Raw genomic sequence first — 13573 nt, forward strand, 5'->3', positions numbered from 1 at the left:
CGGGAAGATCGACATGGCGCGCACTTTCATCCACGGCGGCACGGTGGTCTCCGCCACCGGAGCGCAGCCGCTCGACGTGCTCGTCGACGGCGAGACCATCGCCGCCGTCCTGCGGCCGGGATCCGTCGGGCTGGGCGCGGACCTCGCCGCGTCCGCCGATCACGTGCTCGACGCGACCGGCAGATACGTCCTGCCGGGCGGCGTGGACGGCCACACTCACATGCAGATGCCCTTCGGCGGGACGGAAGCCTCCGACACCTTCGAGACCGGCACCCGCGCGGCCGCCTGGGGCGGCACCACCACCATCATCGACTTCGTCGTCCAGCGGCACGGCGAACGGGTCCAGGACACCCTGGCCGCCTGGCACGAGAAGGCGGCCGGGCAGTGCGCCATCGACTACGGCTTCCATCAGATCATCGGCGACGTCGACGACGAGTCCCTGAAGGCCATGAGCGAACTGATGGCCGAAGGCGTCACCAGCTTCAAACTCTTCATGGCCTACCCGGGTGTCTTCTACTCCACCGACGGCCAGATACTGCGCGCCATGCAGACCGCGGCGGAGCTGGGCGCGCTGGTGATGATGCACGCGGAGAACGGGATCGCCATCGACGTGCTGGTCGAGCAGGCGCTCGCGCGAGGCGACACCGCGCCGTACTTCCACGGCACGACCAGACCGTGGCAGCTCGAGGAGGAAGCCACCCACCGCGCGATCATGCTGGCGGAGCTGACCGGTGTGCCGCTCTACGTCGTGCACGTGTCGGCCAAGCAGGCGCTGGCCCGGATCGCCGCCGCCCGCGACGCCGGGCGCAACGTCTTCGGCGAGACCTGCCCCCAGTACTTGTATCTGTCGCTCGAAGACCAACTCGGCGCACCGGGATTCGAAGGCGCCAAATGGGTGTGCTCCACGCCGCTGCGGTCGAAGGCCGAAGGGCATCAGGACGAGTTGTGGCGCTACCTGCGCACCGGCGACGTCACGGCGGTGGGCACCGATCACTGCCCGTTCTGCCTGAAGGACCAGAAGGAGATGGGGCTCGGCGACTTCAGCAAGATCCCCAACGGCATCGGGGGCGTCGAACATCGGATGGACCTGATGTTCCAGGGCGTCCGGTCCGGCCGGATCCCGCTGGAACGCTGGATCGACGTCTGCTGCACCACACCGGCCCGGATGTTCGGCATGTACCCGCGCAAAGGGGTGATCAGCCCGGGTGCGGACGCCGACATCGTCATCTACGACCCGGACGGCCACACCAGCATCGGTCTCGGCAAGACCCATCACATGAACATGGACTACTCGGCCTATGAGGGATTCGAGATCGAGGGTCATGTCGACACGGTGCTGTCGCGGGGCCGGGTGATCGTGGACGACGGCGTCTACCTCGGACGCGCCGGGCACGGTCGTTTCGTCACGCGTGGACTCGCGCAGAACCTGATCTGACCTTCGATCCTCGAAACGGAGAAGTGCCCGCATGGACATCGGTGTGGTGCTGCAATGCACGCCCCCCGCCTCGCGCGTGATCGAACTGGCCAGGCTCGCGGAGACCTACGGGTTCTCCCACGTCTGGACCTTCGACTCGCATCTGCTCTGGCAGGAGCCCTACGTCATCTACAGCCAGATTTTGGCCGCCACCCGCAAGGTCGTGGTCGGTCCGATGGTGACCAACCCGGCCACCAGGGATTGGACGGTGACCGCGTCGACCTTCGCCACGCTCAACGAGATGTTCGGCAACCGCACCGTCTGCGGGATCGGCCGCGGCGACTCGGCCGTGCGCACGCTGGGCGGCAAGCCCGCCACGCTGGCGACGCTGCGGCAAGCGATCGAGGTGATCCGCGAGCTGGGCAACGGTCGCAGCGCGCGGGTGGACGACACCGTCGTGCGGTTGCCGTGGGCGTCCGGCTCCCGGCTGGAGGTGTGGGCGGCGGGCTACGGGCCGCGCGCGCTCGAGCTGACCGGCGCCGTCGCCGACGGATTCATCCTGCAACTGGCCGACCCGGACATCGCGGCATGGACCATCGCCAGGGTGCGCGCCGCGGCCGAGCGCGCGGGCCGGGACCCGGCGACGGTCCGGATCTGCGTCGCCGCACCCGCGTACGTCACCGACGGCACGGACGCGGCGCTGGCGCACGCGCGGCAACAATGCCGGTGGTTCGGCGGGATGGTCGGCAACCACGTGGCGGAGATGGTGGCGAGATACGGTACCGCTGGCGAAATCCCGGCCGCCCTCACCGACTACGTCGAAGGCAGGCGCGGCTACGACTACAACCTGCACGGACGCGCGGACAATGTGCACGCCGAATTCGTGCCCGACGCCATCGTGGACCGCTTCTGCCTGCTGGGCACACCCGACGAGCACCTGTCCCGGCTGCGCGAGCTGGAGGGGCTCGGCGTGCACCAATTCGCCGTGTATCTCCAGCACGACGCGAAGAACGCGACGTTGGCGGCGTACGGTGAATCGGTGCTGCCAAGTCTCGCCTCCCTCGTCACCGCGACCCGATCGAACGAAGGGAGCGACTAGCGTGGCCGATCACGTCTTCTATCCCTGGAGCGCGCAGGCCGAGTTGGACCCGGCTCCGATCACCGGGGCGTTCGGTTCCTACTTCTGGGACGACACCGGCAAGCGCTACCTGGATTTCTCCTCCCAGCTGGTCAATGTGAACATCGGCCACCAGCATCCGGACATCGTCGCGGCGATCGTCGCGCAGGCGCAGCGGTTGGCGACGATCTCGCCGACGGTCGGCAACGACGTGCGCAGCGAACTGGCCCGGCTGATCGTCGAGCGGGCTCCCGGCGACCTGAACCGGATCTTGTTCACCACCGGCGGCGCCGAGGCCGTCGAGCACGCGGTGCGTCTGGCGCGCAGCTACACCGGCCGAACGAAGATGCTCGCCGCCTACCGCTCCTACCACGGCGGTACGGGCGTCGCGATCGGCCTGACCGGGGAACCGCGCCGCTGGGGCGCGGAACCGACCAATGTCGACGTGGTGCGGTTCTTCGGGCCCTACCCGTACCGGTCACCGTGGGGCACGGCGACTCCCGAGGAGGAGACGGCCGCCGCGCTGCGGCACCTGCGGCAGGTCATCGAACTGGAGGGGCCGCAGCACATCGCGGGACTGATCCTGGAGACGGTGGTCGGCACCAACGGTGTGCTCGTCCCGCCGCCCGGTTACCTCGCCGGCGTGCGGGCGCTGTGCGACGAGTTCGGCATCGTCTACATCGCCGACGAGGTGATGGTCGGGTTCGGCCGGGTCGGCGAATGGTTCGCGGTGCAGGCGTTCGGCGTCGAGCCGGACATCATCACCTTCGCCAAGGGGGTGAACTCCGGCTACGTCCCGCTCGGCGGCGTGCTCATGGCCGAGCGGATCGCGCAGCGCTACGACCATGTGGCGTATCCGGGCGGACTCACCTACGCGGGTCACCCGCTGGCCTGCGCGGCGGGCGTCGCCTCGATCGCGGTGTTCGAGCGGGAGGGCATCCTCGATCACGTGCGGGCGGTGGGCGCCGATGTGCTCGGCAAAGGTCTGCGCGAACTGGCCGGTCGTCATCCGAGCGTCGGCGAGGTGCGCGGGCTGGGCTTCTTCTGGGCGCTGGAACTGGTCCGGGACCAGCGCGACAGGCAGCCGCTGATCCCATACGCGGCGACGGGCGCGGACGCCGAACCGATGACCGCGGTCACCGCGGCGGCGAAGGCGCGCGGGCTGTGGCCGTTCAACGCGGGCAACCGCTTCCAGATCGCGCCGCCGCTGACCACGACGGCCGACGAACTGCGCACCGGCCTGGAGATCGTCGACGAAGTGCTCGACGTCGCCGACGGCTACCTCGGCAGCTGAGCCGCTCGGTGCGGCGTCAGTTCCACCACCACGCCGCCCTGCTGCCAGGTCTGGTAGATATCGGCCTTGGAGGGCGAACCGTCGGCGGTGAAGCCGATGCCGTTGTACTTGGCGTTCTGCTTGTTGTCCCGCGCGACGATCTCGTAGAGCCGCAGCACCTCTGCCTCGCCTGTGTGCACCACCGGGTCGAAGGTGCGCGGCTCGCCGCCGAAGGAGGCCCGCACCGGATCGCCCGCCTTCAGGTTCTTGACCCACGGACGCAGGGCGGTGCCGATCAGCAGACTGTCACCGTGCCGGGTGTAGGCCACCGGCACGTCGTAGACCTTCCCCGACTTGCGCCCGACGACGTGCAGGATCATCAGCCGCTTGCCGACGATGCCCGACAGGCCGGGCACGTGCAGCAGCGTGCGCACGACCCGATTCATCACGCCCTGATAGGCGGGAATGCGTTCGGGACCGTAGGTGGTCGGTGTGCCGTAAGGGTTTTCGGGCGACGCGTGCTCAGTCATGGCTTCCAGTATCGGAGCACGCGCCGCGCTCGGCGCTACGAAGTCCGAGATCCGCCAGTGGACGCGCGGCGGACGAGGACGCGCGCCCTCGGTACCCTGCGTGCATGACTTCCGGGCAGACCGAAATCTGGCACAACCCGCGGTGCAGCAAGAGCCGCAACGCCACCGCGTTCCTGAACGAGGCCGGTGTCGACTACACCGTGCGCAAGTATCTGGACCAGCCGCCGACGGCCGCCGAACTGCGTGAGGTGTTGCGCCGGCTGGACGCCGAACCGTGGGAGATCACCCGCACCGGCGAGCAGGTCGCCAAGGATCTCGGCATGGCGAGCTGGCCGCGGACCGCCGCGGACCGGGACCGCTGGATCGACGCGCTGGTCGAACATCCAGCGCTGATCCAACGGCCGATCGTGCTCACCGCCGACGGCGGCGCGGTGCTGGCCCGCGACGACGCCGCACTGCGCGATCTGCTCTGAGTCGCGTTCCCGCCGTATGGAACCCGGCGGTAGGGTCGGCGGACATGAAGGTACAACTGCGCCACAGTCCCGCCGCCGCCGTCGCGCGGTGCTTCCTCGCCGGGGGCGAGCCGATGCGGGTCGAGAGCGGCGCCATGGTGGCGCACTCGGCGGGAGTCACGTTGCAGGCCAAGGCCGAGGGCGGCATCCTGGCCGGACTCAAGCGGTCGGTGCTGGCGGGGGAATCGTTCTTCGTCTCGACGTTCACCGCGCCGCCGCAGGGCGGATGGGTCGACGTGGCGCCCGCGCTTCCCGGCGACATGCTCAATTTGCAGATCACGCCGGACCGGCCGTTCTTCATCAGCCGAGGGGGTTGGATCGCCAACTCGCACGGCGTGCAGGTGGAGAGCAAGTGGGGCGGTTTCGCCAATCTGTTCGGCGGCGAGGGCGGGTTCGGTCTGCGCGCGCACGGCGAGGGCGAGATCGTGGTCGGCGTGTTCGGCGCGATCGACGTGATCGATCTGCAACCGGGCGAGCCGATCACGATCGACACCGGGCACGTGGTCGCCTACGACCTGGCGATGAATTTCAGCATCCGGCGAGCGGTGTCGGGTCGATCGATCCAATCGTTGAAATCCGGCGAGGGCTTCGTCTTCGATTTCACCGGTCCCGGCCGGGTGCTGTTGCAGACGCGCAACCCCGGTGCGTTCGCCGCCTGGGCGGCGTCCGTCGCGTCGTCCAGCTGATCAGGGTCGCGTCCCGGCGTCCTCCGGTGGCCGTGCGCAGCTCAGCAGATCGGTGATGAGCAGGCGGGTGTCCGGGACGAACGGCCAGTCCGGATCGGCCAGACGCGCCAGCAGCTCGGCGTCGGTCCACCACCATCCCGCGGCGATTTCGTCGGGTTGGTGGCGGATCGGCCCGTCGTAGCGCGCCTCGTACGCGAACAGGTGACAGCGCATCGGCCGCCCGGCCCACTCACCGTCCCAGGAGACCGTCGCCAGCGGTTGTGGGGAGACGGCGGCGAGGTCGGGCGTGACGCCCAGTTCCTCGGCCAGTTCGCGCACGGCCGTCCCGCGTGGCGCTTCGCCCGGCGCGACCACACCACCGGCGAGGCAGTCGTGCATGCCCGCGAAAACGAGCTTGGACTCGGTGCGGCGGTGCACGTAGACGCGCTCGCCGTCACCGGACCGCAGGAGCACGCCCGCGCTGGCGTGCCACAATCCGTCGCGGTAGACCGTTGACCGCTCGGCGGCGCCCACCGGGTTGCCCGCCGCATCGTAGACCGCGATCGTTTCGCCGCCCGGATCTCCGGCGTGGGGCGGCTCGCGATGACACGGCGGAGCGGACATGGGTCGAGAGTAACGTGAACACCGCACGCCACAGGGAGAGAGGATCGCCGCCCATGGTGCTTCCGCACGCACTGGCGAATTTCAACCGGCATGTCACCAACCCCACCGCGGGCCTGGTCGCGGGACGCGCGCCCGGCTTCGGCATCGTGCTGCACAAGGGCAGGAAGTCGGGACGGGCCTACCGCACCCCGGTCATGGTCTTCGAGCAGGACGGCGCCTACCGGATCGCGCTGACCTACGGCCGGGATGTCGACTGGGTCAAGAACATCCGCGCCGCGGGCGGTTTCGCCCTGGAAACCCGCGGCCATGTCGTCGAGCTGACCGACCCGGTCGTGCGGCATGACCCGTCCGCCGCGTGGGCGCCGCTCGGTGTGCGCCAGGTGCTGAAGACGATCTCGGCGGACTACTACGTCGAGGCCCGTCCGGCGGACTGATCCCGTCCCCGCTTGTCCGCCGTGCACCGGCAACAGCGTCATCGCCGCACCGCGCTCCCATCGCGCGGGTGCGTCTATTCGCCGGTGTGGCTCAGCACCGCGGGAGACAACCCGAACGTCCGGCGGCAGGTGCGGGTGAGGTCAGCGCCGTCGGAGAAGCCCGCCGCGTGCGCGGCCGTCGTGAGATCGTCTCCGGCCAGCGCGCGGGTGCGCGCGATGTGCAGCCGCAGCCACAGGATGTAGCGACGCAACGGAATTCCCATCTGCTCGGTGAACAGGTGGGACAGCCGGGGCGCGGGAATGCCCAACTGCCGTGCGACATCCGCGCCGCGCACCGACCCCGTGCGCACCAGAGCGGGCAGCAGTTGCAGGGCCGCCGTGATCACCGCGTGCCGCTCGCCCGGGCCCGCGGCGCCGTCCTGGGGCAGCAGATCGTCGACGACCGCGGTGACCTGCGCGGTCAGATCCCCGCCACCGGCGGTGATGCCCAGGTTGTCGGCGTCGTCGACCCAGCCGTTGAGGTGGGCCCTGCGATCGGCCGCCGCGCCCGCGGCCGTCTCGGGGTCGAGGTAGACGGCCGTGCCGTGCGCGGCGCCCACGTCGATCCGGTGCGGCGCGTCGGTCGGCACGATGACGTGGGTGCCCTGCCTGCGGACACCGCTACCGTCCACCACCACGATCGGCGTGCTCGCGGCGACGATCTGCACCGCGTGATGCGCGTGCAACTCCGTGGGACCGATCGATCCGGCGAAGGCCAGCACCCCCGGCCGCAGCAGCGCGAGACCCGCCCGCGCCGGTTCGTCCGCCGCGCTCCCCGGCGCCGTCGAGAAGCCGTTGGTGACCAGAGCCTTCATCATGGGATGCTCCCGGCTGAGACACTCGCGCTGAATCCTGGGATGAGCGTATCGGTTTCAGCCGGGTGGTATTCCCGATTCCTCCGATTACCGCCGGTCAGCTCTCGGTGACCTCGACGCCGCGCCAGAACGCGACGTAATCCTTGATCTGTGCCGCCTTGGTCTTCGGCTCCGGGTAGTACCAGGCGGCGTCGGGGTTGCTGTCTCCGTCGACCACCACGGTGTAGTAGCTGGCGGTGCCCTTCCACGGGCAGTAGCTGTGCGTGTCGGAGGGCTGGAAGAACTCGGGCCGGATCGAGTCCGGCGGGAAGTAGTGATTGCCCTCGACGATGATGGTGTCATTGCTGGTCGCGAGGACGCGGCCGTGCCAAGTTGCCGTTGCCATACTTCGATTCTGCCCCGGTCCTACCGGTGGGCGGTGGCCGAGCAGGTGCGGCCGGAGGCCGAGATCACTCGCGATGGCCGGGCCGGTGGAGTTCGACGGCCAATGCCACGAGTTCGCTCAGGTACGCGCCGTCCGATCCGGCCCGCCGCGTCGCTTCGGCCAAGGGGAAGGTACGCACCTCGAGGATCTGCTCGGCGTCGTCCGGATTGGTCGGGTCGGAGTCGAGCACCACATCCGCGGTGCACCACAGCCACGCCTTGTGCGGATGCGGCTGCCACTCGCGACGCGGTGCGCACCTGTTGCTCGTCGCGTGATGCGCGCCGATCCATCGGATCGGCCCCACCGGGCGTGCTCCCGCCTCCTCCCGCAGTTCGCGGCGCACGCACGCGTCGATCGACTCGCCGCGTTCCCTGGTGCCGCCAGGGATCAGCCAGACATCGCGGTCGTCACGGCACAGCACGATCTCGTCGCCGACGAAACAGACGACGTGGATATTGGTGACCAGTTCGTCGGACGGGAGCGTGGTGGAGAACCGCACATCCAGGTCGCCCCACGCCCAGTGGGCCGGTGTGTGCAGCAAGGGGTAGCGATCGGCGAGCGTCACAGCACGACGGTAGCGGTCGCCGAGCGACGTGTCCGCCGGATCGCCGCGGCTGCGACTAGTGCAGGGCCGCAAGGGAATCGGCCTGTCCGCATCCCCGTGTTCAGCGTTCCCTGGCCAGCGCCCGGTAACTCACGTTCCAGAACCACTCCACCGGTCCCCGCTCGAAGCGTCGCAGCCACAGGTGCGCTCCGGACGCGATGATCAGCGCCACCAGCACGTAGACACCGATGGTGAACGGGACGCGGTCGTCGGCCGAGACGCGCGTGGCGAGTCCGAAACCCCAGCCGTAGCAGAGCATCGATGCCACCAGGTTCTGCAGGATGTAGCAGCTGAGCGCGGTGCGGCCGATCTCGGCGAAACGCCGCCCGGCGAAACCGGGGCGGGGGCGTCGCAGGTACCACTCGGCGACCGCGGCCAGAATGCCGAGCGCGACGAACGGGGCGCTGCCGTACCGGGTGAACAGGATGAGGTCGCCACCGCCCAGGATCCCGACGCCGAGGTCGATCGGCGCGGCTATCCCGAAGCCGAGGACCATCAGCCGCTTGCGCAGCCGCGCGCCATCCGGGGCGAACACACCCGCCCGGAACAGCCGCGCGCCGGTCAGGAACAGCGCGACCGACATCGCGAAGACGAAGATCGTCTCCGCCCGGAACAGCCCGGCGTTGCCGAGGCGGAACAGCGCCAGCTCCCAGAACGAGCCGTCGGCATAGGGATTCGGGTCCAGCGCACGACGCGCCGCAGCACCCTGTCGCGGCGCGAACGCCAGAGCGAGCGCGATCAGCGTCAGCAGCGCCACGTGCACGGCCGCCGCGCCGACCAGCCAGCGCCGCCGCGCCCGCTCACCGGTGGCGAGCACGAACGCGACCACGAGCCCGGTCACCGCGTAACCCATCAGGACGTCGAACTCGGCGACGAAGACGAAATTGACCAGACCGTCCAGAAACAGCAGTCCCGCGCGCCAGGGATACTTCCCCGGCCAGCGGCGCCCTGCCTTGCCGGCCGAGCGTTGCTGGATGGCGAGGCCGATGCCGAACATGATGGTGAGCAGCCCGAGGAACTTGCCCTGCGCCAGCTGCTGGAGCACGCGCTCGGTCCAGGTCCATCCACCGGCCGGCGCACCCAGATCGTGCAGATAGCCGATCAGCCCCTCCGGGTTGGTGACGATCCAGATGTTGGTGGCGAGCGTGCCGAGGATCGCGATCCCGCGCAGCACGTCCAACGCGACGAGCCGGGCGGGTTCCTGCGGCGGCTCGAGCGGCGGACGGCGCTGCTCGGTGGTCTCGACGGGGCGGGCTGCGGTCGACTCGGACATGTCCCGACTATCGCGCCGACCTGCGCCGCGACGAGTCCTCCGGAAGTACCACCTGCGGTATGACATTGGACTCCGCCGGTCGCGGCGGGTCCGGCCGGGTGCGTGACCTAGGCTCGATGCCATGCAGCGCATCATCGGAATAGAGGTCGAATACGGCATCTCGACCCCGACCGAGCCGTCGGCCAACCCGATCCTCACCTCGACCCAGGCGGTCCTGGCCTACGCCGCGGCCGAGGGCGTGCCGCGCGCCAAGCGCACCCGATGGGACTACGAGGTGGAGTCGCCGCTGCGCGACGCGCGCGGATTCGACCTGAGCCGGATGAACGGGCCCGCGCCGGTGATCGACGCCGACGAGGTGGGCGCGGCGAACATGATCCTCACCAACGGCGCCCGGCTCTACGTCGACCACGCCCACCCGGAGTACTCCGCGCCCGAGGTCACCGACCCGCTGGACGCGGTGATCTGGGACAAGGCGGGCGAGCGGGTGATGGAGGCCGCCGCGCGGCACGCCTCCAGCGTGCCGGGGGCCCCGCGGCTGCAGCTGTACAAGAACAACGTGGACGGCAAGGGCGCCTCCTACGGCACCCACGAGAACTACCTGATGAGCCGGGACACGCCGTTCAACCAGATCATCGTCGGGCTCACGCCGTTCTTCGTGTCCCGCCAGGTGGTGTGCGGGTCCGGCCGGGTCGGCATCGGCCAGTCCGGCGACCACGCCGGCTTCCAGCTGTCCCAGCGCTCGGACTACATCGAGGTCGAAGTCGGCCTGGAGACCACGCTCAAGCGGGGCATCATCAACACCCGCGACGAGCCGCACGCCGACGCCGACAAGTACCGCAGGCTGCACGTCATCATCGGCGACGCCAACCTGGCCGAGATGTCGACCTACCTGAAGGTCGGCACCACCGCCCTGGTCCTCGACCTGATCGAAGCGGGCGAGGACCTGTCGGATCTGCAGCTGGCGCGCCCGGTCACCGCGGTGCACACGATCAGCCACGACCCCACGCTGCGGGCGACCGTCGCGCTCGCCGACGGCCGCGAACTCACCGGCCTCGCGTTGCAGCGTGTGTACCTGGACCGGGTGATCAAGTTCGTCGACCGCACCGGCAACGACGACAAGCGCGTGCAGGACATCATCGAGAACTGGGCCATGGTGCTCGACCTGCTCGAACGCGACCCGATGGAGTGCGCGAACCTGCTCGACTGGCCCGCCAAGCTGCGCCTGCTCGAGGGCATGCGCAGCCGCGAGGGCCTCGGCTGGGCGGCCCCCAAGCTGCACCTGATGGACCTGCAGTACTCCGACGTGCGCTTGGACAAGGGTCTCTACAACCGCCTGGTCGCGCGCGGCTCGATGAAGCGGCTGATCACCGAGCAGCAGGTCCTCGACGCCATGACCAATCCGCCCACCGACACCCGCGCCTACTTCCGCGGCGAGTGCCTGCGCCGCTTCGGCGCCGACATCGCGGCGGCCAGCTGGGACTCGGTGATCTTCGACCTGGGCGGCGACTCCCTGGTCCGCATCCCCACCCTGGAACCGCGCCGCGGCACCAAGGCCCACGTCGGCAAACTCCTCGACGGGGTGACCACCGCCGCCGACCTGGTGGAGCAGCTGACGACGTAAACCACACGGGCACCACCGCGGGTTTCGAGCGAAGCGAGATCGGGCATTGTCCGTTCGCGGCTCGAGCCACAAGGGGGCCGCGAACACTCGGCGCCGCAGTCGCTGCAAAATCGACACAGCGCCGAAGGCGCTGCCGAACCAACACCGCACACAAAATAGGCACGCTGTCGGTGCTGGTAGGTAGTGTTGAGGGACGAGCACGGACAATGCTCATGATCGGGATCGTGCTCACCATGTGTTCCGGTCATGATGAGGACAGAGGAGGTCGGCTGCCATGGCACAAGAGCAGACCAAGCGCGCCGGGGGTGGCGACGAGGACGAGGGCCCCGACGGTGTAGACGCCGCCGGTCAGGAGCGCCGCGAGAAGCTGGCGGAGGAAACCGACGACCTGCTCGACGAGATCGATGACGTGCTCGAGGAGAACGCCGAGGACTTCGTCCGCGCGTACGTGCAGAAAGGTGGCCAGTGACAGTCGGTGACCCCTCGCGTCTCCACCTGGGGTACGCCCTTTCTTCCTTCTCCGACTATCTCCGTATGCATGCACCGGATCTGTTGCCAGGCAACAGGTTCGCCCAGGGTGCCGCCGGAATCCCCGGCGGCACTTCCGCGAAGGAGATCGCTCCGCACGGCACCACCATCGTCGCGGTGAGTTATCGCGGCGGTGTGCTGATCGCCGGCGACCGGCGCGCCACGCAGGGGAACCTGCTGGCCAGCCGGGATATCGAGAAGGTGTACATCACCGACAGCTATTCCGCGGCAGGCATCGCAGGCACCGCGGGTATGGCGGTGGAGATGGTGCGGATCTTCGCGGTGGAGCTGGAGCACTACGAGAAGTTGGAGGGCGTGCCGCTGACCTTCGACGGCAAGGCCAACAAGCTGTCGAAGATGGTGCGCGAGAATCTGCCCGCGGCCCTGCAGGGTCTGGCGGTGGTGCCGATGCTGGTCGGCTACGATCTGGACGCCACCGATCCGGACAAGGCGGGCCGCATCGTTTCGTTCGATGTGGTGGGTGGACGCAGCGAGGAGCGTTTCGGGTACGCCGCGGTCGGTTCCGGCTCGATGTTCGCGAAGTCTTCGCTGAAGAAGCTGTACGCCAAGGGACTCGATCAGGACCGCGCGTTGCGCATCGCCGTCGAGTCGCTGTTCGACGCGGCCGACGACGACACCGCGACGGGTGGCCCGGATCTGGTGCGCGGCATCTTCCCGACGGCGATCGTGATCGACGAGGAGGGTGCGGTCGAGGTGGCCGAGTCGCGGCTGGCGGAGATCACCCGCGGCATCGTCGCCGACCGCGAGGCCGCCGAAGAAGGGAGCGCCTGATCATGACGTTGCCGTACTACGCGTCGGCCGAGCAGATCATGCGCGACAAGACCGAGCTCGCGCGCAAGGGCATCGCTCGGGGGCGCAGCGTCGTGGTCTTGACGTATGACAAGGGTGTGCTGTTCGTCGCCGAGAACCCCTCCGCGACGCTGCACAAGGTGAGTGAACTCTACGACCGCATCGGGTTCGCCGCGGTCGGGAAGTACAACGAGTTCGAGAATCTGCGCAGGGGCGGCATCCTGCAGGCCGACATCCGGGGGTATCAGTACGACCGCCGCGATGTCACCGGCCGCGCGTTGGCCAACGCCTACGCGCAGACTCTCGGCACGATCTTCACCGATCAGCTCAAGCCCTACGAGGTGGAGATCTGTGTGGCGGAGGTCGGTTATCCGGAACAGGCCGCGCAATCGGTGCTGTACCGGATCACCTTCGACGGGTCGATCGTGGACGAGCGGGAGTTCGTGGTGATGGGCGGCACGACCGAGCCGATCGTCACCGCGTTGAAGTCGTCCTACCAACCGGGCCTCGACCTGGCGTCGGCGGTCGGCGTCGCGGTGCGCGCGCTGCAAGCGGGCGTCCCGGAAGGCGCGGAGAAGGAGAAGCGGGTGCTGGGTGTGAGCTCGCTCGAGGTCGCGACCTTGGAGCAGGCGCGTCCACGCCGGGCGTTCCGGCGGGTGCCCAACGCGGCGCTGGAGCGTTTGCTGAACCCGGCGGAAGCCGCCGAGCAGCCCGCTGCGGACCAGTCCGGCTCCGAGTCGGAGCAGGACAAGCCGTCGGCGAAGGAGACTCCGTCAGCGGAGTGATCCGGCGGGAGTGATCCCAGCGGCGACGAGTTCGACGGCCCGCGAACCACGGCAGGTTCGCGGGCCGTATCGACATGTCCGGTACCGGACCGAACCGTGCATCCT

The 13573-nt window shown here is 69.2% G+C and carries 16 protein-coding genes; 10 read left to right on the forward strand and 6 right to left on the reverse strand.

The window, feature by feature from the left end:
• Positions 1-13: 13 nt before the first annotated feature.
• Genes hydA through U3653_RS14710 form a run of 3 tightly spaced genes read left to right on the forward strand, consistent with a single transcriptional unit; the run spans position 14 to position 3825 of the window.
• On the forward strand, positions 14-1435 hold the full coding sequence (hydA, locus tag U3653_RS14700) for a dihydropyrimidinase (RefSeq protein ID WP_195080049.1): 1422 nt from the start codon (positions 14-16) through the stop codon (positions 1433-1435).
• Positions 1436-1466: 31 nt separating this feature from the next.
• Positions 1467-2513: a TIGR03842 family LLM class F420-dependent oxidoreductase gene (locus U3653_RS14705; RefSeq protein WP_195080048.1), complete on the forward strand. Its 1047-nt coding sequence runs from the start codon at positions 1467-1469 to the stop codon at positions 2511-2513.
• Between the two features lies 1 nt (position 2514).
• Positions 2515-3825, forward strand: a complete 1311-nt coding sequence (locus tag U3653_RS14710) for an aspartate aminotransferase family protein (RefSeq protein WP_195080047.1) — start codon at positions 2515-2517, stop codon at positions 3823-3825.
• Here U3653_RS14710 and U3653_RS14715 read toward each other — a convergent pair.
• A complete protein-coding gene (locus U3653_RS14715; RefSeq protein WP_195080046.1) occupies positions 3810-4334 on the reverse strand; it encodes a nitroreductase/quinone reductase family protein in 525 nt (174 codons plus the stop codon). The genes U3653_RS14710 and U3653_RS14715 overlap by 16 nt on opposite strands.
• Before the next feature lie 104 nt (positions 4335-4438).
• On the opposite strand from U3653_RS14715, the gene U3653_RS14720 reads away from it, so the two are divergent.
• Both U3653_RS14720 and U3653_RS14725 read left to right on the forward strand, forming a co-directional pair.
• Positions 4439-4807 (forward strand): arsenate reductase family protein, encoded by a 369-nt coding sequence (locus U3653_RS14720; RefSeq protein WP_195080045.1) that lies wholly within the window; start codon positions 4439-4441, stop codon positions 4805-4807.
• A 44-nt stretch (positions 4808-4851) separates the two neighbouring features.
• Positions 4852-5532, forward strand: coding sequence for a TIGR00266 family protein (locus U3653_RS14725; protein WP_195080044.1), 681 nt, complete (start codon positions 4852-4854; stop codon positions 5530-5532).
• Here the strand turns inward: U3653_RS14725 and U3653_RS14730 are convergent, their stop codons facing one another.
• Positions 5533-6135, reverse strand: coding sequence for an NUDIX hydrolase (locus U3653_RS14730; protein WP_195080043.1), 603 nt, complete (start codon positions 6133-6135; stop codon positions 5533-5535).
• Positions 6136-6188: 53 nt separating this feature from the next.
• Between U3653_RS14730 and U3653_RS14735 the strand changes: the two genes are divergently transcribed.
• Positions 6189-6569 carry a nitroreductase family deazaflavin-dependent oxidoreductase gene (locus U3653_RS14735; protein WP_195080042.1) on the forward strand — a complete coding sequence of 127 codons (381 nt, stop codon included), beginning with the start codon at positions 6189-6191 and terminating at the stop codon, positions 6567-6569.
• Between the two features lie 74 nt (positions 6570-6643).
• Here U3653_RS14735 and U3653_RS14740 read toward each other — a convergent pair whose 3' ends face one another.
• The 4 genes from U3653_RS14740 to U3653_RS14755 form a co-directional block, all read right to left on the reverse strand.
• Positions 6644-7426, reverse strand: coding sequence for an AraC family transcriptional regulator (locus U3653_RS14740; protein WP_324722381.1), 783 nt, complete (start codon positions 7424-7426; stop codon positions 6644-6646).
• 94 nt (positions 7427-7520) lie between these two features.
• Positions 7521-7808: a DUF427 domain-containing protein gene (locus tag U3653_RS14745; protein ID WP_195080040.1), complete on the reverse strand. Its 288-nt coding sequence runs from the start codon at positions 7806-7808 to the stop codon at positions 7521-7523.
• A gap of 64 nt (positions 7809-7872) precedes the next feature.
• A complete protein-coding gene (locus tag U3653_RS14750) occupies positions 7873-8412 on the reverse strand; it encodes an NUDIX hydrolase (RefSeq protein WP_323124002.1) in 540 nt (179 codons plus the stop codon).
• A gap of 100 nt (positions 8413-8512) precedes the next feature.
• Entirely contained in the window at positions 8513-9724 is a 1212-nt protein-coding gene (locus U3653_RS14755) for a DUF418 domain-containing protein (protein ID WP_195080039.1), read from the reverse strand.
• Positions 9725-9845: 121 nt separating this feature from the next.
• On the opposite strand from U3653_RS14755, the gene dop reads away from it, so the two are divergent.
• The 4 genes from dop (at position 9846) to prcA (ending at position 13468) form a co-directional block, all read left to right on the forward strand.
• A complete protein-coding gene (gene dop / locus U3653_RS14760) occupies positions 9846-11345 on the forward strand; it encodes a depupylase/deamidase Dop (protein ID WP_195080038.1) in 1500 nt (499 codons plus the stop codon).
• A gap of 274 nt (positions 11346-11619) precedes the next feature.
• The gene (locus U3653_RS14765) at positions 11620-11814 is read left to right on the forward strand and encodes a ubiquitin-like protein Pup (protein ID WP_014986166.1); all 195 of its coding nucleotides are present in this window, start codon (positions 11620-11622) and stop codon (positions 11812-11814) included.
• Positions 11811-12665, forward strand: coding sequence for a proteasome subunit beta (gene prcB, locus U3653_RS14770; RefSeq protein ID WP_195080037.1), 855 nt, complete (start codon positions 11811-11813; stop codon positions 12663-12665). Before U3653_RS14765 ends, prcB begins: the two co-directional genes overlap by 4 nt.
• 2 nt (positions 12666-12667) lie before the next feature.
• A complete protein-coding gene (gene prcA / locus U3653_RS14775) occupies positions 12668-13468 on the forward strand; it encodes a proteasome subunit alpha (RefSeq protein WP_195080036.1) in 801 nt (266 codons plus the stop codon).
• Positions 13469-13573: the final 105 nt, after the last annotated feature.

The organism is Nocardia implantans (assembly GCF_035544775.1).
In the GTDB taxonomy this organism is placed as follows: Bacteria; Actinomycetota; Actinomycetes; order Mycobacteriales; family Mycobacteriaceae; genus Nocardia; species Nocardia implantans.